Raw genomic sequence first — 21,875 nt, forward strand, 5'->3', positions numbered from 1 at the left:
ATGTGAAGATCGTTCTCGCCGGGGGCTCGGGGGCGCTCGGGCGCGCTCTCGCGGCGGACCTGACCGCGCACGGCCACCAGGTCGTGGTGCTGTCGAGACGCCCGTCGCCGGGCGCCCTGCTGTGGGACGGCCGCACCACCGGCGACTGGGCGCCGCAGCTGCGGGGATCGGTGCTGATCAATCTCGCCGGTGAGATCGTCGACCGGCCGCCCACCCCGGCCAACGTCGAGCTGCTGACCCGCTCGCGGGTCGAGCCGACCCGCGCCCTGGCCGAGGCCGCGGGCGCTCATCCGCCCGCGTTGTGGCTGCAGCTCAGCACCCTGGCGATATACGGCGACGCGGGCGAGCCGGTGCTCGACGAGAGCGCGAAGCCCGCCGACGGGCCCGCGCAGATGGCGGGAGTGGCCGGGGCGTGGGAGCAGGCGGCCCGGGGGGCGCCCTGCGGCAGGCAGGTGATCCTGCGCACCGCGGTCGTGTTCGAGCCGGGCACGCCCGCGCTGCAACGGCTGGTGAGCCTGACCCGCTGGGGCCTGGGCGGCCGGGTGGGGTCAGGGCGGCAGTGGGTGAGCTGGCTGCACGTCGCCGACTTCCTGGCCGCGGTGCGCTTCCTCATCGACTCGCAGGACCTTGCGGGTGTCGTCCATCTGACCAGCCCGCATCCGGTGCGCAACGCCGAGCTGATGGCGACCTTCCGCCGGGTGCTCGGCAGGCCGCCCTCGCCGCCGACCCCCGAGTTCCTGGTCAAGCTGGGCGCCCGGGTCCTGCGCACCGATCCGGCGCTCGGGCTGACCGGACGCCGCTGCGTGCCGGGCAGGCTGCTGGAGGCGGGGTTCGAGTTCGGGCATCCGCGGCTGGAGGAGGCCCTGCGCGACCTGCTCACTCGAGGGTGAGAGTGCGTCCCGCCTCGACCGCCTCCTTGACACTGGCCGCCAGCACGTCCGCCGCGGAGGCCGCCTGCAGGCGGAGCGCGGCCAGGCCGTCGGCGTCGTCGGTCTGGGCGAGCAACGCCAGGTACTTGTCGTTGTTCCGCAGGGCGTCGCGGGCCCGCAGCGCCGCGTCGGCCTCCTCGACCTTGCGCGCGTAGCCCTCCATCGCCCGAACCCGCTCCGCCACGCTGTCGATCGAGCGCTGGAGCGCCTCCTGCTGCGGTCCGAGCACGGCCTCGAGCTCCTCCGTCACCACGCCGCGCCTGGCCTGCCGCTGCTCGGCCTCCAGCTCCGCCTGCGTGCGCACGAGCCTGGCGATCTCCCAGATCTGCTGGGGCAGGACGAACTCGTTGGCCAGCGAGTCGAGCAGCCCCATCCCGTTGACGCGGGATCCGGTCACGGTCTCGCAGGCCGCGCGGGCCCGTGTCACGTACGCGCGCGGCTCCTGCGGCAACTCGGAGGCCAGGACGAACCGGTCGGGCGCGGGTGACCTGCCGCGGCCGAGCGCGTCGAGGATCCTGGCCCGGTCGCGCTCGGGCAGCGCGGGGTCGAAGACGACGTCGAGCGCCTCCATGACCAGCGCCCTGGCACGGGCGAGCCGCTCGTGGTGCTCGCGGTGCACCTTGGCCGCCCTGGAGGCGAACAACGCCGCGCCGGCCGCGACGGACAGGAGCGCGAACACCGGGAATCCGAGCGCCACCGCGACGTTGCCGATGACCACGAGGACCACGAGAAGGGCGATCAGCTGAGCGCAGCCCCCTGCTGTGGTCCTGGCCATGGGCGCCCTCCGTGCTCGCTCAGCGAAACGGTCAAAGACTAGTAAACAGCTCCCAGGGATGGGCAGATCCAGAGATTTCCCGCGATACGGGTTTTCAGCGCGAACCGGTTGGCGTCAAATGGGTAGATCGGGGCGTACTCCAGCACATCGGCGAGCATGGAGGGAGCAGCCGTGACGACGGTTCGTGACACCTCGTTCGACCAGCTCAGGCGGCGGCGCACGGGCACGGTGATCGCCTCCTGGCTGTCGACCACGGATCACAAGGTCATCGGCTACCTCTACCTGATCACGAGCTTCGGCTTCTTCCTCGTGGCGGGGCTGATGGCGATGTTCATCAGGCTCGAACTGGCCCAGCCCGGCATGCAGGTGGTCACCCAGCAGCAGTACAACGCGCTGTTCACCATGCACGGCACGATCATGCTGCTGCTGTTCGCGACGCCGTTGTTCGCCGGCTTCGCCAACGTCGTGATGCCGCTGCAGATCGGCGCGCCCGACGTGGCCTTCCCCCGGCTCAACGCGGTGGCCTACTGGCTGTTCCTGTTCGGCGGGCTGATGGTGCTGGCCGGCTTCATCACGCCGGGAGGCGCCGCCGACTTCGGCTGGTTCGCCTACACGCCCCTGTCGTCGCAGGTCTACTCGCCCGGCGTCGGCGGCGACTTATGGATCATGGGCCTGGCCATGAGCGGGCTGGGCACGATCCTGGGCGCCGTCAACTTCATCACCACGATCATCGGCATGCGCTGCCCCGGCATGACGATGTTCCGCATGCCGCTGTTCACCTGGAACGTCCTGCTCACCAGCATGCTGGTGCTGATGGCCTTCCCGGTGCTGGCCGCCGCGCTGCTGGTGCTGGAGTCGGACCGCAAACTCGGCACGCAGGTGTTCGCCGCCGAGAACGGCGGGGCGATGCTCTGGCAGCACCTGTTCTGGTTCTTCGGCCATCCCGAGGTCTACATCATCGCGCTGCCGTTCTTCGGCATCATCACCGAGGTCATCCCGGTCTTCAGCCGCAAGCCGATCTTCGGCTACATCGGCCTGGTCGGCGCGACCATCGCGATCGCGGGCCTGTCGATGACGGTGTGGGCGCACCACATGTTCGCCACCGGCCAGGTGCTGCTGCCGTTCTTCGCGTTCATGACCTTCCTCATCGCGGTGCCGACGGGGGTGAAGTTCTTCAACTGGATCGGCACGATGTGGCGAGGCCATCTGAGCTTCGAGACGCCGATGCTGTTCTGCGTCGGCTTCCTGATCACCTTCCTGCTCGGCGGCCTGACCGGCATCATCCTGGCCAGCCCGCCGCTCGACTTCCACCTCAGCGACACCTACTTCGTCGTCGCCCACTTCCACTACGTGGTGTTCGGCACCGTGGTCTTCGCGATGTTCGCCGGCTTCTACTTCTGGTGGCCCAAGATGACCGGCCGCATGCTCGACGACCGGCTCGGCAAGGTGCACTTCTGGACGCTGTTCATCGGCTTCCACACCACCTTCCTCGTGCAGCACTGGCTGGGCAACGCCGGCTTCCCGCGGCGCTACGCCGACTTCAGCGCCGTCGACGGCTTCTCCACGCTCAACCTGGTCTCCTCGATCGGCGCCTTCCTGCTCGGCGCCTCGACGCTGCCCTTCCTCTACAACGTCTGGAGGACGGCCAAGCGCGCGCCCAAGGTGACCCTCGACGACCCGTGGGGCTATGCCAACTCGCTGGAGTGGGCGACCTCCTGCCCGCCGCCGCGCCACAACTTCACCAGCATCCCGTCCATCCGCTCGGAGCGTCCCGCCTTCGACCTGCACTATCCGCGGGAGGCGAGCCAGGCGCAGCCGCGCCAGGTCGATGCGCCCGACGACGACACCAAGGGCCCGGTACCCGACAAAAGCACGTAGTGGAGGCGGCACATGACAGGAACGAAGACGCCCTTCGCCCCCGAGACCGCCCCCTGCGGCAAGAAGTCCGGCGGTGAGCGCCTGCTCGACGACGACGGGTACGGCCTGCTGATCCGCGACCAGTTCTTCGAGTGCGGCTGCCGCCGCATCCGTCACGAGTACCACGACGGCAGCATCCACATCGCCGCGATCCGGCACGACGGCAAGCGGGTCAAGGACAGCCACTCAGAAGCCGACCACGGGAGCTGACACATGATCGACGTGCTCATCGTCGGGGGCGGTGGCGCCGGGCTGCGTGCCGCCATCGCCGTCGCCGAGTGCGATCCCACCCTGGAGGTGGCGGTCGTCTCGAAGGTCTACCCCATGCGCAGCCACACCGTCTCGGCGGAAGGCGGAGCGGCCGGCGTGATCGGCGTCGACGACACCCTTGACGAGCACTGCTACGACACGATCTCCGGCGGCGACTGGCTGTGCGACCAGGACGCGGTGGAGATGTTCATCGCCGAGGCGCCCAAGGAGCTCATCCAGCTGGAGCACTGGGGCTGCCCGTGGTCGCGCGAGCCCGACGGCCGGGTGGCGGTGCGCCCGTTCGGCGGCATGAAGAAGGAACGCACCTGGTACGCGGCCGACAAGACCGGCTTCCACCTGCTGCACACGCTCTTCCAGACGACGCTGAAGTACGGCGAGATCAAGCGGTACGACGAGTGGTACGTCACCCGGCTCATCGTCGACGACGGCCGGGTGTACGGCGCGGTGGCCGTCGACATCAGGACCGGCCGCATCGAGACCATCCCCGCACGCTCGGTCATCCTGGCCACCGGCGGCTGCGGCAAGATCTTCCCCTTCACCACCAACGCCGCCATCAAGACCGGCGACGGCATGGCGCTGGCCTACCGGGCTGGCGCGCCGCTGAAGGACATGGAGTTCGTGCAGTACCACCCCACCGGCCTGCCGTTCACCGGCATCCTCATCACCGAGGCAGCCAGGGCCGAGGGCGGCTGGCTGATCAACAAGGACGGCTACCGCTACCTGCAGGACTACGACCTCGGCACGCCCACCCCGACGCCGAAGTTGCGCAGCATGGAGCTCGGCCCCCGCGACCGCCTGTCCCAGGCCTTCGTGCACGAGCAGCACCGGGGCCGCACCGTCGAGACCCCGTACGGCCCGGTCGTCTACCTCGACCTGCGGCACCTGGGCGAGGCGAGGATCGACGCCAGGATCCCGTTCGTGCGCGAGCTGTGCCGCAGCTACCAGAACCTCGATCCGGCCACCGACCTCATCCCGGTCCGGCCGGTGGTGCACTACATGATGGGCGGCATCCACACCGACCTCGACGGCGCGACGCCGATCGCCGGGCTGTACGCGGCGGGGGAGACCGCCTGCGTCAGCATCAACGGCGCCAACAGGCTGGGCTCCAACTCGCTGCCGGAGATCCTCGTCTTCGGCAGGCGGGCGGGCGTGGCGGCCGCCGAATTCGCCAGGAGCCACCGGCAGGCCGAGGCGCCTGCCGTACAGGCGCAGGGCCGCGACGAGGAGCGGCGGCTGACCCACCTGCGCGGCGACGGGAAGAAGGGCGAGCGTATCGCCGACCTGCGCGAGGAGATGCAGCACACCCTGGAGGGCGCCGCCGGCATCTACCGCACCGGCGACGTGCTGGCCAAGGCCGTCGACAGTCTCGCCGAGCTCAGGCAGCGCGCGTCGGAGGCCAGGCTCGACGACTCCAGCACCGCCTTCAACACCGAGCTGCTCAACTGGCTGGAGCTCGGCTGCATGCTCGACATCGCCGAGACCGTCGTCGCCTGCGCGCTCAACCGCACCGAGTCGCGCGGCGCCCACCAGCGCACCGACTTCGAGCAGCGCGACGACGCCGGGTTCCTGGCCCACTCCCTGGTGCACCGCGCGCCCGACGGCTCGCCGTCAGTCGGCCTGCTCCCCGTGACGATCACCCGCTGGCCCCCTGGCGAAAGGGTTTACGGACGATGACGGACACCGCGGAGACGATACGGCAGCAGGCCGCCGCCAGGACGATCAGGCTGGAGGTGGCCAGGTACCGGCCCGAGCAGGACGGCGAGCCGGTCTTCCAGAGCTACGACGTGCCCCTCATGGACGACTGGGCGGTGCTCGACGGGCTCAACTACGTCAAGGACCGCCTCGACGGCACGCTGTCGTTCCGGTGGTCGTGCCGCATGGGCATCTGCGGCTCGTGCGGCATGAACGTCAACGGCGAGCCGAGGCTGACCTGCGGCACGTTCTTCACCGAGTACGGCGACGGCCCGATCAGGATCGAGCCGCTGAAGGGCTTCCCCGTCATCCGTGACCTGGTGGTCGACATCGACGACTTCCTGGTCAAGCTCCAGCACGTCCAGCCGTGGCTGATCCGCGAGGGCGAGGAACTGCCGCTGACCGCGGAGTACGCCCAGACGCCCGAGCAGCTGGAGGCCTACAAGCAGTACTCCATGTGCATCAACTGCCTGCTGTGCTACTCGGCCTGCCCGGTGTACGTGCTGGACCCCGACTTCCTCGGCCCGGCGGCGATCGCGCTGGCCCAGCGCTACAACCTCGACTCGCGTGACCAGGGCGACCGCTTCGACCTGCTCAACCTGGACGAGGCGGTGTGGGGCTGCACGTTCGTGGGGGAGTGCACCAGGGCCTGTCCCAAGCACGTCGACCCGGCCGAGGCGATCCAGCGCTACAAGCTGACCGCGGCGATCCGCTCCATCCTGCCGTGGAGCAGGCGATGACGACCTACCACGCCAAGCGCGACCACCTGTGGTTCCTGCGCAACCGCACCTACACGGTCTTCGTCGCCCGCGAGCTGACGAGCGTCTTCGTGGCCTGGACGATCGTCTACCTGATGCTCGTGATCGACGCGGGCGGCCCGCCGTCGTTCGCCGGCGAGCCCTGGATGATCGCGATCAACGTCGTCGCCTTCGCCGCGACCGCCTTCCACGCGATCACCTTCCTCAACCTCGCTCCCAAGGCCACGGTCGTCCGGCTGGACGGCTGGCGGGTGCCCGCCTTCATGATCCAGGGCGGCAACCACTCGGCGTGGCTGGTGGTCTCGGGGATCGTCGCCTTCCTCGTCCTCAAGGGGGTGTGATGCGGCGCAAACGCACCGCCGAGCCGTACCTGTGGCTGCTGTTCAGCGGGGGAGGCGTCGCCGCGGCGTTCTTCCTGCCGGTGCTGATCCTGCTGTTCGGGGTGCTCGTGCCCGCGGGCGTGGTCGGCCGGCCGGACGTGGCGGCGCTGACGGAGAACGTGGTCGTCCGGCTGGCGATCGTGGTGATCTTCACCCTGTGCCTCTTCCACGCCGCGCACCGCATCCGTTTCACCAGCGAGGAGCTGCTCAACATCGGCAGGATCGACCTGCTGCTCGCGGTGGTGTGTTACGGGGGAGCGCTGGCGGGAGGGGTGGTGACGGCCGTCCTGCTCTTCTAGGCCACGACGCCTAACCCGCCGTTCAGGTGCGCACAAGAGCGGGCTTCATAGCGAACGGGTCTTATATCGGCACGGCATGGGATCGGCCGCCTATTGTCCGATCTTGTGCGCCTTTTTCTACTCTTATCCCTCATTGCGGCATTTGTCGTTCCGGTGCAGCACGCGGCCGCCGCGGACTACCGGCCCGCTCCCCGGGACCACTACCTGAACTACTCGCCGCCGCGAGACGAGCCGAAGACGACGGACAAACCCGTGCCCCAGCGGGAGGAGTCCTTCCCGTCCACCGGGAGCCCGGCGGCGGCCAGGGTGCTCGCCGCGCACGAACAGGAGGCGCTGCGCACCGGGCGCGACCCCGCCCAGCTCAAGGTGAAGCGCCCCAAGCGCGGCAAGCTCCTCACGATTTTGGTCGAGTTCGACCAGGGCGCACAGGACGACTTCTCGGGCTTCGAGCGGCCGCGCTCGGCCAGCGGTGAGCCCTGGGACTGCGTCACAGAACCCGCGGGCACCGTCAAGAACGGCCCCCTGCACAACCGCATCCCCGACCCGGCCGCCACCGGAAAGGACAACAACTCCTTCTGGGTCAAGGACTTCAGCCCCCAGCACTACCGCCAGCAGCTGTACAGCACCACGGGACTGACCCAGCGGGTGCGCACCGACCTGCGCGACCCGCGCGACGGGCGCAAGGGCATCGACGTGCGCGGCAGCCTGCGGCGCTACTACGAGGACGTGTCGGGCGGCGCCTACTCCGTCACCGGTGACGTGGCGGGCTGGGTCAGGGCCCCGCACTCGGAGGCCTGGTACGGCGCGAGCGCCTGCGGCCGCCCCGTCCAGGACAACGCCGGCCACCCCGACAACCCGCGCGGACCCGCCCAGCTCGTCATCGACGCCGTCACCGCGCTCGGCCCGTCCTTCCCGTGGAAGAACTACGACCTGGAGGACGTCACCGACGCCGACGGCGACCAGAACTTCGCCGAGCCCGACGGGGTGATCGACCACCTGACGATCGTGCACGCGGGCCGCGACAAGTCGACCGGCGGGGGAGCGGAGGGCACCTACGCGCTGTGGGCGCACTCCAGCACCGTCGCGGGCGGCTTCGAGATCCCCGGCGCGGGCAAGCGCGTCTCGACCTACATGATGGTGCCCGAGGACGCCGGCGTCGGCCTGTTCGCCCATGAGTACGGCCACGACCTCGGGCTGCCCGACCTGTACGACACCACCAACACCACCACCGCGTCGGTGGAGTTCTGGGACCTGATGGCCAGCGGCTCGCACACCGGGCCGCTCTACCAGTCGATGCCCACCCGGCTCAGCCTGTGGTGCCGGTGGGTTCTGGGCTGGGCCAGTCCCAAGACCTTCGAACCGGGCGCCAGGCAGGGACTGCACGTGCTCGGCCGCCAGGGCATGCGGATCAACCTGCCCGCCGAGAAGCAGGCCATGGTCACCCCGCACAGCGGCAAGAGGACCTGGTGGTCGGGGCAGGGCCAGGACTGGGCCGAGGCCACGCTCACCCGCCAGATCTCCGTGCCCGCGCAGGCGCCGCGGTTGTGGATGTGGAACAACTACGAGATCGACTTCGGGCGCGACCACGGCTACGTCGAGGTCTCCGCCGACAGCGGGAAGAGCTGGACCCGCCAGCGCGTGTTCGACTCCGAGGGCGAGGAGGTCACCTACGACCTGGCGCTGACCGGGCAGAGCTTCGACTGGCAGCACCACTACGTCGACCTGGCCCCCTACGCAGGCCGTACGGTCAGGGTCCGCCTGGTCTACGTCACCGACGGCGCCGACACCCAGCGCGGCTGGCACGTCGACGACTTCAGCGTCACCTCGGGCCAGAGCACGGTCTGGAGCGACGACGTCGAGTCGGGCTCCTCCTGGACCCCGGCCGGCCGGGGCCGCTGGAGCCTCAACGACGGCACGCGCGAGATCCAGCGCATGTACCTGGCCGAATGGCGCACCGACCCCGGCCTGCGCTACGCCTACACCACCAAGGACTCCGGCGGCTGGCAGGTGGAGCGGTTCCGCTACAACGCCCCCGGCCTGCTGGTGTGGCTGCGCGACTCCGCCTACACCGGCAACGTGCTCATCCCCTCGCTCGACCGGCTGCCCAGCATCGGGCCGAAGGGGGCGCTGCTGCTGGTCGACTCCCACTTCGAGCCCCTGCGCGGCGCCGACGGCGTCAACCTGCCGGGGCGCGTGCAGGTCGGCAACGCGGCCTTCACCACCGGCAAGAACGGCGTCGCCACCTTCACCGACGCCAAGACCTGGTATCCGGGCTTCGAGGCCCGCGACGGGCTGCTCCACTACCGCGACCTCGACGCCTCGGTCGTGATCCCGGCCCGCGGGCAGTACGGCACGCGCGTGGTGAAGCCGGACGGTAGCCCTGCCAAGGAGTTCTACGGCACCGACCTGGGCAACGGCCACAAGCTCGGCACCGGCGACCCCGGGTCCCTCGCCTACGGGGTGCGGGTCCAGCTGGCGGGGCCGCTCCTGGCGAACACGGCCCTGGTGAGAATCACCCCTTCGGGGAAATAGTCACAGTTTCGTACCGTGCTTCTCTTTTATAACGGGTTTAACTTACGGTCTCTCCTGACTCATGTCACATGCTGAAAGAGAGACGCTTTGTCCAGGAGAGGAACGCTCCTCCTCGCGATCGGGTTAACCGCTGCCGGGCTCACCGCGCCGGGCACCGGTGCGCATGCCGACACCACGGTCGCGCGCTACATCCCGTCGGCGGATGACCACTACACCAACTACGTCGAGCCGAAGATCGCGGCCGAGGACGACAAGTCGGCACTGGCCAACCCCCAGGCCCGCCTGCGTGCCGAACAGGTGGACAACAAGCACCGCGACGGCAACCCCGTCGCGGCCCGCATCCTGGCCGCGCGCGAGGCCGAGGCACTGCGCACCGGCAAGAACCCCTTCGAGTTCATCTACAAGAAGCGCCCCCAGAAGCAGGAAGCCCGCCTGCTGACGCTGCTGGTGGAGTTCAGCGACACGGCCAACGACGACTTCTCCGGCGTGCAGCGCCAGGACTTCCTCGACCCGGCCGCGTGCGTCACCGAGCCGGCCGGCACGCTGCTCAACGGTCCGCTGCACAACCAGCTGCCCAACCCGGCGGCCAGCGGCAAGGACAACTTCTCGATGTGGGTGCCGGACTTCTCGCCCCAGCACTACAACGACATGCTGTACTCGGACAAGGGCATCACCACCCGCGTGCGTCCCGACCTGAAGGACCCGCGAGACGGCAAGCCGGGCGTGGACATCTCCGGCCACTCCATGAAGAAGATGTACGAGGAGATGTCCAAGGGCGCCTACACCGTCACCGGCGAGGCGGTCGGCTGGATCAAGGTCCCGCACTCCGAGGGCTACTACGGCGCCGCCCGCTGCGGCGAGCGCGTGCAGGACATGTCGGGACACCCGAGCAACCCGCGCTTCCCCAACGGCAACGAGCAGCTGCCCATCGACGCGGTCGCCACCCTCGCCCAGCAGCAGCCCACCTTCCCGTGGGCCGACTACGACGTCGAGGACATCACCGACGCCGACGGCGACGGCAACTACAACGAGCCCGACGGCGTCATCGACCACCTCGTGCTGGTGCACGCGGGCGCCGACAAGTCGGGCGGCGGCGGCGCGCAGGGCAGCTACGCCCTGTGGGCGCACTCCTCCGACGTGGCCGGCGGCTCGGCCATCCCCGGCAGCGACAAGCGCATCTCCAACTACATCCTCCAGGGCGAGGACGCCGGCGTCGGCGTGTTCGCCCATGAGTACGGCCACGACCTCGGGCTGCCCGACCTGTACGACAACTCGGGCCCCGGCGGCGACTCCGACATCGCCTTCTGGGACCTCATGGCCAACGGCTCGCACAGCGGCCCGATCTTCCAGTCCATGCCCACCCACATGGGCCTGTGGGACAAGTGGATCCTCGGCTGGGCCAACCCCAAGGTGATCGACCCCGGCGACCGCAGGCAACTGGTCACCGTCGGCCAGGCCTCCCGCACCCCGAGGCTGACCGAGGACGGCATCCGGGTCAACCTGCCCGGCCTCAGCCGCCCCCAGACCACCCCGCGCAGCGGCGCCAAGGTCTGGCAGTCGGGCAACGACCAGCCCAACGCCGACGTGCGCATCACCCGGTCCTTCCAGGTCCCGGCCGACGCGAAGTTCTGGATGTGGAACAGCTACGCCATCGAGGCCGAATGGGACTTCGGCTTCGTCGAGGTCTCCACGGACAACGGCGCCACCTGGGCCGAGCAGAAGATCTACACCGAGGGCGGCGCGCTCGTCTCCACCGACGACGGCTACAACGACCCCAACGGCTCGCTGGCCCGCCTCGGCGGCAAGAAGTACGGCCTGACCGGCTCGCAGCAGGCCTGGCGCCACGACTACGTCGACCTGGCCGCCTTCGCAGGCAAGACCGTCAAGCTGCGCCTGCGCTACATGACCGACGAGCTGTTCATGGAGAACGGCTGGTTCGTCGACGACCTCTCCCTCACCTCCGGCGCCTCGACCGTGTGGAGCGACGACGTCGAGCAGGGACTCAACGGCTGGACCCCGCTGGTCACCAGCCACAGCGAGCGCACCACCGGCAAGGGCTGGCAGCAGGGTGACGGCGTCGCCCACGTCCAGCAGTACTACCTGGCCGAGTGGCGCACCGCCGACGGCTTCGACAAGGGCCTGCACTGGGCCTACGACACCAACTGGTTCACCGACAACGCCTGGAACGTCGAGCGGGTGCGCTACAACGCCCCCGGCCTGCTGATCACGCTGCGCAACCACGTCTACGACGTCAACGACGTGGACGCCTCGCAGTTCGACCAGCCCTCGATCGGCTCCAAGGGCTCGCTACTGGCCGTCGACTCCCACTTCGAGCCGCTGCGCTACTCCGGCGAGGCCGCCGACCACCACCCCACGTTGCAGAAGAACCTCAACGCGTGGCTGCAGCCGTCGAACGCCGCCTTCGGGTTCGCCAAGACCCTGCCGCTGAAGTCGTGCACCAACGGCACCGACGTCTTCACGCTCTCCTGCAACAGCTTCCCGGCCCAGCGCGGCGTCCAGCAGTTCACCGACGCCAAGACCTGGTACCCGGGCATCGAGGTGCGTGACGGCACGCTGTACTACCGCGACCGCGACGCCTCGGTGGCCGTGCCCTCGCGCGACCACCTGCCCTACACCACGCGCGTGGTCAACGCCGACGGCAGCCCGGCCACCGAGCTGTACGGCAGGCAGCTGTCCGGCGGTCACGTCCTGGGCACCGGCAACCCCGGTGACGCGGGCGTGCAGAACGGCGTCCAGATCAAGCTCGTGGCGCCGCTCCCCGGCAACCTCGGCGTGATCGTCGACGTCACCCCCGCCGCCGCCCCGCAGTAAGGATCTTCGGCCGCCGCCGCTCGATGTTCAGGGCGGCGGCGGCCCTACGATGGGTTTTCATGAGAACCAAGGCCGAGCACACCGAGGCCATCCATCGCGACCGCCGGGTCGCGGTGGTCATCAACACGCGCTCGCGCCGCGGTCGTAAGCACTACTTCGAGGTGCTCGACCAGATCCACGGCCTGGGCTTCGAACCGCTGGCCGAATACTCGGTCGTCAACCCCAAACGGCTGCGCGCCCACCTCGACAAGGCTCTCGACCTCCAGCCCGACCTGCTGATCGTCGGCGGCGGCGACGGCACCCTGTCGTCGGCCGTACGCCACGTCGCCCACCGCGACGTCGCCCTCGGCGTGCTACCCCTCGGCACCACCAACAACTTCGCCCGCAGCCTGGGCCTGCCCCTCGACCTCGCCGGCGCCATCAAGGTCTTCGCCGAGGGCAAGGTCGCCGACATCGACCTGGGCATGGCGGGCGACCGGCCCTTCGCCAACCTCGCCTCCTTCGGCGTCTCCGTCGAGGTCGCCGGCAAGGTCAAGCCATGGCTCAAGCGCATCATCGGCCGGCCCGCCTACCCCCTGACCGCCCTGACGATCCTGCCGGGCCACACGCCCTTCCGCGCCTACATCACCGTCGACGGCAAGCGCCACGAACTGCTCACCCACCAGCTCAACATCGCCAACGGGCGCTTCCACGGCGGCTGGCAGGTCGCCAAGGACATCAGCATCGACAACGGCAAGCTGGTGGCCTACCAGCTCGGCTCGGGCAAGAAGCTGCGGCTGCTGGGCGAGACCCTGGCCCGCGCCACCACCGGGCGCTGGCGCAGCCTCGCCGGCGGGCCGTTCGTGACGGGGCGCGAGATGCTGCTGGAGACCGACCCGCCGATGGCGGCCGACGTCGACGGCGAGGTACGGCTGCGCACACCGCTGACCCTGCGCGTGGTGCCCAACGGGGTGCGCGTCATGGTGCCGTCCTCGTTCGAGGACAACTGAGAAGGGCCCGCCCTCGTGAGGCGGGCCCTTCACTCAGCCGGTCCTGGTGCGCCTGGACGGCAGGCATACGCGCGGCTCAGCGGCAGGCGGCGAGCCGTGCTCGCGACGTCGGCGCTCCAGGCGGGCGCCGTCGTTCCCGGAGGAGCGCGTGCTCGTCATCGGGAGTCCGGGATCGGCGAGAATGCAGGCATGATCGGCGAGAACGAATCCACGGCGGGCGGCGGCAACAGACCCACGGCGGGCGGCGAGAACGAACCCTCGGCGGGCGGCGGCAACAGACCCACGGCGGGTGGCGAGACCGAATCCACGGCGGGCGGCAACAGACCCACGGTGGGTGGCGAGACCGAATCCACGGCGGGCGGCGAGACGGCCTTTGCCGGTGGCCGGCCGTCCGCAAGCGGGGCAGAGCCGGCCCTGCCAGACAGCGACGACGCGGTCGCCGTCGGCCACCTGCAGACCATCGTCCTCGACGGCCCTGACCCCCTGGCCCTCGCCCGGTTCTATCGCGCCCTGCTCGGCGGCGAGGTCAACCGGCCAGACCGCCGCTGGTCGCTCGGCGACGACTGGGCGACCCTGCACATCGGCACCGGCCTCGTCCTGTGCTTCCAGGGTGTGCCCGACCACCGCCCCCCGCAGTGGGGCGATCCCGGCCGCCCCCAGCAACTGCACCTCGACATCGGCGTCACCGACCTGGACCGGGCACACGAACGAGCCCTGACCGCCGGCGCCGTCCTGCTCGACGACGGCGACGGCAGGCGAAGCTGGCGCATCTACGCCGACCCCGCAGGGCACCCCTTCTGCCTGGTGCGCGACTGACCGTTCAGAGGATCTCGCGCAGGATGCCCATCGCCTGGTCGGCGTCGTGGCCGCGCATCACCTGGCGGGCGAAGAGCAGGATGTCCTCCAGGTGCCGGACGATCCGGTAGTAGGCGATCCGCTCCAGGTCGAGCTCACCCTCGGCCGCGTAACCGTCGAGGAACCAGGCACGCTCGCGCTCGGTGACGCCGAAGAAGCGCAGGTCGAGCGCCAGCATCAGGTCCCACTCGCGCGGCGCGAGCATGGCGTCGTCCCAGTCGATCAGCCAGACGCCCTCCGCATCGTCGAGCAGGACGTTTCCCAGGTGAGGGTCGCCATGGGAGACGACCAGCGGAGCGGGCCGTAGCGCCGCGGCCAGCCTGCCCGCTTCGCCGAGCAACTCGCCGACCTTCGCTTCGCCGTCCCGCCGCCGCCAAAGGTCCAGCAGCGGCCCATCGACGGGCCGCACCTCCCCGGCCAACGCCGTCACCACGGCCAGCCCATCACCGATACACGGCAGCCCGACCCCCAGGGATGGTCCGGGGCTTGAGAGCGGTTCGCCGCTTTCGGGCGGTCCGGCGCCTGCGGGTGGTCCACTGCCCACGTGCGGTCCGCTGCCCACGGGCAGTTCGCCGCTCGCGGGCGGTTCGCCGCTTGCGGGCGGTTCGCCGCTCACGGGTAGGGCGGAGCTCGTGGGCCGGCCGTCATCGGGCTGAGGCGCACCGGCGGTCACCGGCGTCGGGGTGGCATGCACGCCCGCGAGCAGCCGTCCGTAGGCGCGCCACCGCTCGGCCGTCATCAGCCCCGATCGGAAAGCCGGCCGGTCGGACACCCAGGGCACCACCGACAGGCGCCGCCCCTCCCGCACACTCCACGGCCGGCCATCACGCGCGAGCAGCGGCCGCGGCACACCGGGCAGCCCCAACCGGCTGGTGAGCTCCAGCCCGGCGACGGCCCCCGCCCGCGACAGCTTGACGGCGTAGGCCCGCCCGTCGCCCGCCACCACGCGCCACAGCAGGGCGTTCTCATCGGCACCCGTCTCGACGCGAACGGCATGCTCGACCGCGACCCCGAAGTCGTCCAGGAGCCACTCGGAGTCCATCACGATCTCAGCCAACTCCCCGATCGGTCCGCGAGCGGCAGCGGCGCCCCCGTGGCCGCCGCCACGTCAAGCATTAGACCAGCTCCGCCGGCTCCTCCTCACCTGCTTTTCCGCCCAGCGCCTCGTAGGCGGGCCGCAGCCGGTGAGCCAGGTCGCCGGGCGGCGGATGCACCCGCAGCAGCAGTCCCGCGGGCGGCGGGGGCCGGAGCTCGGGCCGAGGCACCCCCGCACCCGGCGAGTAGAAGTCGGCCAGCCGCTCGCCGAACGGCACGTCCTCGACCACGGGCGCGCCCGGCTCCTCCATCGAGCCCAGCAACTCCTCCTTGCTTCGTCCCCGCCACGCCAGCACCAGGAACGGGTCGTCGTCGAAGGACTCCGCCAGTAGGTACAGCACCGCCGACACGTGCTTGCACGGCCTGCTCCAGTCGGGGCACGAACAGTCGAGGTCGAGATCGCGGGGGAACAGGTCGATGCCGTGAGCGGCGAACAGCTCCTCGATCTCGGTGGGCATCTCACCCGCCAGCAGCCGCGCCCGGTGCACCGCCTGCTCGGCGATCACCCGCTCCAGCATGCTCCACACCGCCTCGCCGTACACCTCGATCCTGATCTCGACCGTGTACGGCTCGCGCCGCGAACCCTGCACCCTGGCGGTCACCAGGCCCGGCGCGAGATCGAGGTCGAGCACCTGACCGGTGCGGGCATAGGCGCGCCCGCGAGACAGGCGGCCCTTGTCGCAGACCCGCTCGAGGATGTCGATGAACCGCCGCGACCACCAGGTGGAGCCGATGCTGCCCCGCTGGGTGCGGGCCCTCAGCCCGTCGGCCTTCAGCGGCTTGCCCGCCTCGAACCACCCGTCCTTACCGACCGGCACACCGACCACCCCCGCCCGGTGCCCGGCTCCGGCCCCTGGGTGCCACCACGCCCAGGCCATCGCCCGCGATCGCGCTCCGGCCCCCTCCTGCCGCCACGTCCACCATCGCCATCACGCCACCGCTCCGCTGCCCAGGCGGAACACCTCGCGCAGCTCCGCCGTGGACAGGTCGGTCAGCCAGTCTTCGCCGGTGCCGACCACGCGCTCCGCCAGCGCCTTCTTCCGCTCGATCATCTCGTCGATCCGCTCCTCCAGGGTGCCGGCGCAGATCAGCTTGCGCACCTGGACGTTCTTACGTTGCCCGATGCGGAAGGCCCGGTCGGTCGCCTGGTCCTCGACGGCGGGATTCCACCACCGGTCGAGGTGGATCACGTGGTTGGCCGCCGTCAGGTTGAGCCCCACCCCGGCAGCCTTCAACGACAGCAGGAACAGCATCGGCTCGTCGTCGTGCTGGAACCGCTCGACCAGCCGGTCGCGCGTCTTCTTCGGCAGCCCGCCGTGCAGCCACAACACCGGCCGGTCCAGGCGCTGGGCGAGGTACGGCTGGAGCATGGAGCCGTATTCGGAGTACTGCGTGAACAGCAGCCCCTTCTCCCCTTCCGCGAGGATCTCGGCGGCCAGCTCCTCGGTCCTGGCCAGCTTGCCCGAGCGTCCCGCCAGCCGCGAGCCGTCCTTCAGCAGGTGCGCGGGATGGTTGCAGACCTGCTTCAGTTTGGCCATCGCCGCCAGCACCAGCCCGCGCCGCTCGATGCCCTCGCTGCCGTCGATCTTCCCCATCATGTCGTCGACCACCGCCTGGTAGAGCGAGGCCTGCTCGGGCGTGAGCGTGCACCACTCCTTGACCTCCAGCTTCTCCGGCAGGTCCGAGATGATCGACTTGTCGGTCTTCAGCCGCCGAAGCACGAACGGCCCCGTCGCCCGCTTCAACGCCTGCTCCGCCTGCGCGTCCTGCCGCGCCTCGATCGGCTCCTGGAACCGGGTGCGGAAACGCTGCTTGGATCCCAGCAGGCCGGGATTGCAGAACTCCATGATCGACCACAGCTCGGCCAGGTGGTTCTCCACCGGCGTGCCGGTCAGCGCCAGGCGCGTCTCGGCGGTGATGCTCCTGACCGCCTGGGCCTGGAGTGTGCCGGAGTTCTTGATCGCCTGCGCCTCGTCGCACACCACCCGCCGCCAGGCCACCTGCTTCAGCGTGTCGAGGTCACGCTGCGCCGTGCCGTACGTGGTGATCACCAGGTCGGCGTCCGTCAGCTTGGCCGGGTCGCGGGAGGCGCCGTGATGCACGTGGACACGCAGGCCGGGCGCGAATCTGGCGGCTTCCCGCTGCCAGTTGCCGATCAGCGACATCGGGCAGACCAGCAGCGTCGGCCTGCCGGACTTCTCGTGGACGAGCAGCGAAAGGGTGGCGACCGTTTTCCCGAGCCCCATGTCGTCGGCGAGCACGCCGCCCAGGCCCAGCTCCGACAGGAAGCTGAGCCAGGCCAGTCCGCGCTCCTGGTAGGGGCGCAGGACCGCGTCGAGGCCCGGTGGGGTGGGGATCGGGGTCAGGCGGCGGTCGGCGGTGCCGGAGAGCAGGTCGCCGAGGACACCGTCGGCGTCGACCTCGACCAGCGGGAGCTCGCCGTCGTCGCCCTGGATGACGTGCTGGAGGATCTCGGCTGCGGTCAGCTCGCCTTCGCGGCGGGTCTCCACGGCGCGGAGGGCCGCCTTGAGCTGCCGTTCGTCGAGCTCGACCCACTGGCCGCGCACGCGGACCAGGGGGACCTTGAGGCGGGCCAGCTCGGTGAGCTCGGCCTCGGTGATGGTGGCGTCGCCGACGGCCAGCTCGACCTTGAAGTCGACGAGTTGCCGGAGGCCGAAGCCCTGGCTGGTGGCGGCCTGCTGCTTCTTGGTGCGGGTGGTGAGCTTGAGCCCGAGCTTGCTGCGGCCCGCCCAGCGGGGGAGCTGGACGACGAAGCCGGCGGCGTGGAGCAAGGGTGCCGCCTGGCGCAGGAAGGTGAAGGCGCCCGCGGTGTCGAGGAGCAGCTCGGTGGGGTGGGCGGTGCGGAGGGCCTGGTCGAGGGCGGGGTAGAGCCTGAGGGCACGGCCCAGGCCGGCGAGGAGCTCGTGGTCGGCGCGCGGGGGGAGGCCGGGGATGGGGGCGCCTGACCAGATCTGGTCGGCGGGGACGCGGAGGCTGGGGTCGTCGAGCGGCTGGAGGGCCAGCTCGACACGCCACCAGGGCTCCTCCTGATCAAGGTCTGGGGTGGCAGGCGGGGTGGGGGCCGGGGGTTCGACGAGGCGGAAGCAGACCTGGGTGGCGCCCTCGGCGCCCGCCGCCTCGCGCCAGGCGTTCAGCGAGCGGCGCAGCTCCGGGATGTCGGGGCAGGCGGCGTCGGGGCCTGTGAGGGCGGCGAGCCAGCGGTCTTCCAGGGTCTTGGGGCGTACGGCCAGCGGCTCGGTCAGGCGGGCGCGGACGGCGGCGTCGGTGAAGGTGGCCAGCGCGTCGGTGAGGACGGCGGACGAGGGGTGCTCCTCGGCACCGGTGCGGCAGGCGGGGGGCATGGCTACGGCCAGGTCGCGGAAGTGGGCCGCGTCTGCGCCGGTCAGGACCGGGAACCAGCGGGCCTCGGCGGTGGCCTCCGGGATGGACCACATGTCGACCGGCTGCGCGCTCTCGCCGGTGAGCTGGGGGATCACGCGGCCGCGCCGTACCAGGTCGTGGGCGAAGGCGGCGACGGCGGACCAGTGGCGCAGGGTGGCCGTGATGGTGGACTCGGCGAGCAGGTGGAGGGTCTCGGAGAGGAGGCGGAGCGTCTGTGCGGGGTGGGGGAGGAGGGCGGGCACCCGCCACGGGCGCAGGGCGGGGCGGGAGGTGGTGGGGAGCAGGCCGGTCTCGGGGGAGGGCAACGGGCCGCGCGCGGTGCCGGGCAGGAGGAGCGTGAGGTGCCGGGCGAGGGAGTGGGTGGAGCCGGGGAGGTCGAGGGCCAGGTCGGGCGCCGGGTCGAGGGCTGAGTCGGGCGCCAGGTCGAGGGCCAGGCGGAGGGCCTCGACGGAGGCGGCGAAGGGGTGGGCCGGCGGGGCGGGGGGGCCGAGGGTGCGGTGGTGGGGGATTCGCCCCAGAAGGCGAGCCCCGCCGCGGTCCAGACCCCATGCACAACCAGCACCCCGGCAGGCTACCGGGCTCGACCGACAGCCTCCGACCGCTCCGCCACCCCGCTGACCTGATCATTCGCCTGCCACGGCAGGATGGCCCGAGCACTGGATCGGGCGATGGGCGACACGGTGGGCTTTGTCATGGGTGAGGGGCGGGAGGCGGGCGCGGTGGGTTTTGCGGCGGGTGAGGAGCGGTGGATCGGCAAGCTGGGCAGGCTGCGCGACGTGGTCAGGCAGGAACTGGTGGCCAGGCAGCTGGCAGTCCACCTGCCGCGGAGCCCGGTGCGGGTGCTGGACGTCGGTTGCGGCCAGGGTACGCAGGCGCTCAGGGCGGCGAGGGCGGGCCACGAGGTCACGGCGTTCGACTCTTCGAGGAAGCTGCTCGACCTGCTGGAGGCGGCGGTGGAGCCGGGGATGAGGGTGACGACCGTCCATGGCGACGCCGCCGATCTGCCGGAGCTGGTGGAGGCGCGGGGCTTCGACGTGGTGCTGTGTCATGGCGTGCTCATGTACTTCGACGACCCCGACCCGCTCATCCGCGCGATGGCGGGGGCGCTGAAACCCGGCGGGCTGCTGTCACTGCTGGTGCGCAACGGCGACGCGCTGGCCATGCGTCCGGGGCTCCTGCATGACTGGGGTACGGCGAGGCGGGGGTTCTCCGGTGAGGGTTATCTCAACCGCCTGGGCGTGACCGCACGGGCGGACCGGCGCGAGGAGCTCACCGGGCGGCTCGCCGTACGGGATCTGAGGGTTGGAGCGTGGTACGGGGTGCGGGTGTTCACCGATGTGACGGACACGGCGGAACTGCCGGAGGATTTCGATGAGCTCCTGGCCTGCGAAGAGCTGGCAGGAAGGACAGATCCTTACAGATCGGTCGCCGCGCTGACGCATCTGCTGGCTACATTGGAGATATGAGCAGCCGACCGACAGACGGATGGTGCAGCCAGCGGCCGTTGCCGACGCAGCCGTCGTGTGAGCTGCCGTCGCCGTTCAAGAGTCCGAAGAAGCCCGACGAGTGGTGCGAGGTGCCCGATTCGTCTCTGACGAAGGTTCTCGGGTTCCTCCTGCGTAGTTCACGACGCTGACCTGCCCCTCGCTTTGCTGGCCCTTTGTCGCGAAAAAGCTAGACATAGAGGGCTGAGCAAATCGAGGGGGCACCGATGGCCGAATCCGAGCAGTCCAGGCAGCCCAGGCAGTCCGGGCACGTCGACCGCATCGACCACGTCGACCATGTCGAGCACTTCGAGTTCGTCAACGAGCTGGCCGGTTACGTGGGCGCGCACGAGGCGATCGTGGGATCCGTCACCGAGTACGGCTCGCTGAACGTCCCGTACACCGTGTACCCGGGCGCCGAGGCGAACGCGGTGGACGCCCAGCGCGTCCGCACCCCCGAGGACGTCTTCGTGCCCGCCCAGGAGGGCGGCGACGTGACGGATGTGCTCTGGGCCGACGAGGAGGCCGCCGCCAGGAAGCACGCGGTCGAGAACGACCCGGCCCTGGCCGCCGACGCCGCCGTGGAGTCCGACCTCACCGGCCGGTGACGCCGCTGTGGAGCCGGCGAGTAACGCCCCGCGTGATAGAGGCGGCGTCCTCCGGGTAGTCGGGGTGCGTGAATGACAAGGCCAAGACCACTGCCGACCTGATCGGCGACCTGTCGCAGCAGCTGACGCAGCTGGTGCGCGACGAGATGCGGCTGGCCACGCTCGAACTGGCCAGGAAGGGCAGGCGGGCCGGGTTCGGCGCCGGGCTCTTCGGCGCGGCCGGGCTCGCCGCCTTCTTCGGTGGCGCCACCCTGATCGCCGCGCTGGTGCTGGCGCTCGCCCTGGTGATGCCCGCGTGGGCCGCCGCGTGCCTGGTGGCGGGCGTGCTGTTCGTCGTGGCCGCGATCCTCGGGTTGACGGGCAAGCGGCAGGTGGAGCGCGCGACGCCGCTCAAGCCGGAGCAGACGATCGAGAGCGTCAAGGCCGACGTCGACGAGGTGAAGGCGAGGGCACGGCGATGACCGAGACCAGTGGTTCCCAGGCCGGCGGCACGCATGCCGGAGATGTCGGCGCCCGGCGCGCCACCGTGGGGGAACCGACCGACGAGATGTCCGTGAACGTCCCGCCGACCAGGCCGGAGGCGCTGGAGAACGCCCGTGAGGCGCAGGCCGCGCGGACGGGCGAGGAGCGGTTCGTCCCCGAGCCGCCCAGCCCCGACGAGCGCATCCCCGCGGACGACGAGAACGTCAGAGCGATGGGTGACGACCTCAAGGCGATGGACCAGGACGCCCGGACGGCCCCCCGGAGCGTGATGGACGAGCCACCCCCTTCCCATGCCGTTTTCCAGGAGGAGAGCATGAGCACCGGTCCCACCCCCGATCCCGCGGTCACCCCCGAGGAGCGCCAGGCCAGGGAGCAGGTCCAGCAGACGCGCGAGCAGGTCGGCACCACCGTCTCGGCGCTCGCCGACAAGGCCGACATCAAGCAGCGCCTGCAGGAGGTCACTCCCGACAAGGTCGTCGAGGAGGCCAAGAAGCGGCCCAAACTGCTGATCGCCGCCGCGGGTGTCGTGGCGATGGTCGTCCTGCGCCGGTTGATGCGGCGAGGGAAGAAGTAAC

General features: G+C 70.6%; 19 protein-coding genes. 15 read left to right on the top strand and 4 right to left on the bottom strand.

Annotated features, from left to right (window positions below; translation table 11 throughout):
* Nucleotides 1-2 precede the first annotated feature (2 nt).
* Nucleotides 3-890: a TIGR01777 family oxidoreductase gene (locus HNR30_RS30875; RefSeq protein WP_220134159.1), complete on the top strand. Its 888-nt coding sequence runs from the start codon at nt 3-5 to the stop codon at nt 888-890.
* Here HNR30_RS30875 and HNR30_RS30880 read toward each other — a convergent pair.
* Nucleotides 877-1,704 carry a hypothetical protein gene (locus HNR30_RS30880; RefSeq protein ID WP_181613563.1) on the bottom strand — a complete coding sequence of 276 codons (828 nt, stop codon included), beginning with the start codon at nt 1,702-1,704 and terminating at the stop codon, nt 877-879. The genes HNR30_RS30875 and HNR30_RS30880 overlap by 14 nt on opposite strands.
* Nucleotides 1,705-1,875: 171 nt before the next feature.
* On the opposite strand from HNR30_RS30880, the gene ctaD reads away from it, so the two are divergent.
* From ctaD to HNR30_RS50365, 10 genes are all read left to right on the top strand, one after another.
* Nucleotides 1,876-3,582, top strand: a complete 1,707-nt coding sequence (gene ctaD / locus HNR30_RS30885; RefSeq protein WP_312894755.1) for an aa3-type cytochrome oxidase subunit I — start codon at nt 1,876-1,878, stop codon at nt 3,580-3,582.
* Between the two features lie 12 nt (nt 3,583-3,594).
* Nucleotides 3,595-3,831 carry a hypothetical protein gene (locus HNR30_RS30890; RefSeq protein ID WP_181613565.1) on the top strand — a complete coding sequence of 79 codons (237 nt, stop codon included), beginning with the start codon at nt 3,595-3,597 and terminating at the stop codon, nt 3,829-3,831.
* 3 nt (nt 3,832-3,834) lie between these two features.
* Nucleotides 3,835-5,565, top strand: coding sequence for a fumarate reductase (quinol) flavoprotein subunit (gene frdA, locus HNR30_RS30895; RefSeq protein WP_181613566.1), 1,731 nt, complete (start codon nt 3,835-3,837; stop codon nt 5,563-5,565).
* Complete coding sequence (sdhB, locus tag HNR30_RS30900) at nt 5,562-6,323, top strand: succinate dehydrogenase iron-sulfur subunit (protein ID WP_181613567.1); 762 nt, start codon at nt 5,562-5,564, stop codon at nt 6,321-6,323. The genes frdA and sdhB overlap by 4 nt, the downstream gene beginning before the upstream one ends.
* Nucleotides 6,320-6,682 carry a succinate dehydrogenase/fumarate reductase transmembrane subunit gene (locus tag HNR30_RS30905; protein WP_181613568.1) on the top strand — a complete coding sequence of 121 codons (363 nt, stop codon included), beginning with the start codon at nt 6,320-6,322 and terminating at the stop codon, nt 6,680-6,682. The genes sdhB and HNR30_RS30905 overlap by 4 nt, the downstream gene beginning before the upstream one ends.
* A complete protein-coding gene (frdD, locus tag HNR30_RS30910) occupies nt 6,682-7,020 on the top strand; it encodes a fumarate reductase subunit FrdD (protein WP_181613569.1) in 339 nt (112 codons plus the stop codon). Before HNR30_RS30905 ends, frdD begins: the two co-directional genes overlap by 1 nt.
* 153 nt (nt 7,021-7,173) lie before the next feature.
* Complete coding sequence (locus HNR30_RS30915; RefSeq protein WP_312894756.1) at nt 7,174-9,552, top strand: immune inhibitor A domain-containing protein; 2,379 nt, start codon at nt 7,174-7,176, stop codon at nt 9,550-9,552.
* Between the two features lie 87 nt (nt 9,553-9,639).
* Entirely contained in the window at nt 9,640-12,384 is a 2,745-nt protein-coding gene (locus HNR30_RS30920; RefSeq protein ID WP_181613571.1) for an immune inhibitor A domain-containing protein, read from the top strand.
* 59 nt (nt 12,385-12,443) lie between these two features.
* Nucleotides 12,444-13,373, top strand: coding sequence for a diacylglycerol/lipid kinase family protein (locus HNR30_RS30925; protein ID WP_181613572.1), 930 nt, complete (start codon nt 12,444-12,446; stop codon nt 13,371-13,373).
* A 189-nt stretch (nt 13,374-13,562) separates the two neighbouring features.
* Nucleotides 13,563-14,189 carry a VOC family protein gene (locus HNR30_RS50365; protein WP_181613573.1) on the top strand — a complete coding sequence of 209 codons (627 nt, stop codon included), beginning with the start codon at nt 13,563-13,565 and terminating at the stop codon, nt 14,187-14,189.
* Nucleotides 14,190-14,193: 4 nt separating this feature from the next.
* Here the strand turns inward: HNR30_RS50365 and HNR30_RS30935 are convergent, their stop codons facing one another.
* The 3 genes from HNR30_RS30935 to HNR30_RS30945 all read right to left on the bottom strand — a co-directional run bounded on the left by HNR30_RS30935 (nt 14,194) and on the right by HNR30_RS30945 (nt 19,030).
* Nucleotides 14,194-15,270 carry a phosphotransferase gene (locus HNR30_RS30935; RefSeq protein ID WP_246379785.1) on the bottom strand — a complete coding sequence of 359 codons (1,077 nt, stop codon included), beginning with the start codon at nt 15,268-15,270 and terminating at the stop codon, nt 14,194-14,196.
* Between the two features lie 73 nt (nt 15,271-15,343).
* The gene (locus HNR30_RS30940; protein ID WP_312894757.1) at nt 15,344-16,141 is read right to left on the bottom strand and encodes an SWIM zinc finger family protein; all 798 of its coding nucleotides are present in this window, start codon (nt 16,139-16,141) and stop codon (nt 15,344-15,346) included.
* Nucleotides 16,142-16,252: 111 nt separating this feature from the next.
* Nucleotides 16,253-19,030: an SNF2-related protein gene (locus tag HNR30_RS30945; protein WP_281389848.1), complete on the bottom strand. Its 2,778-nt coding sequence runs from the start codon at nt 19,028-19,030 to the stop codon at nt 16,253-16,255.
* 363 nt (nt 19,031-19,393) lie between these two features.
* On the opposite strand from HNR30_RS30945, the gene HNR30_RS30950 reads away from it, so the two are divergent.
* From HNR30_RS30950 to HNR30_RS46985, 4 genes are all read left to right on the top strand, one after another.
* On the top strand, nt 19,394-20,191 hold the full coding sequence (locus HNR30_RS30950; protein WP_220134161.1) for a class I SAM-dependent methyltransferase: 798 nt from the start codon (nt 19,394-19,396) through the stop codon (nt 20,189-20,191).
* A 245-nt stretch (nt 20,192-20,436) separates the two neighbouring features.
* Nucleotides 20,437-20,817, top strand: coding sequence for a hypothetical protein (locus HNR30_RS30955; RefSeq protein ID WP_181613576.1), 381 nt, complete (start codon nt 20,437-20,439; stop codon nt 20,815-20,817).
* A 68-nt stretch (nt 20,818-20,885) separates the two neighbouring features.
* On the top strand, nt 20,886-21,278 hold the full coding sequence (locus HNR30_RS30960) for a phage holin family protein (RefSeq protein ID WP_181613577.1): 393 nt from the start codon (nt 20,886-20,888) through the stop codon (nt 21,276-21,278).
* Nucleotides 21,275-21,874, top strand: a complete 600-nt coding sequence (locus HNR30_RS46985; protein ID WP_220134162.1) for a DUF3618 domain-containing protein — start codon at nt 21,275-21,277, stop codon at nt 21,872-21,874. Before HNR30_RS30960 ends, HNR30_RS46985 begins: the two co-directional genes overlap by 4 nt.
* The last annotated feature ends 1 nt before the right edge of the window (nt 21,875 follow it).

The sequence above is a fragment of the Nonomuraea soli genome, from assembly GCF_013761175.1.
GTDB lineage: Bacteria > Actinomycetota > Actinomycetes > Streptosporangiales > Streptosporangiaceae > Nonomuraea > Nonomuraea soli.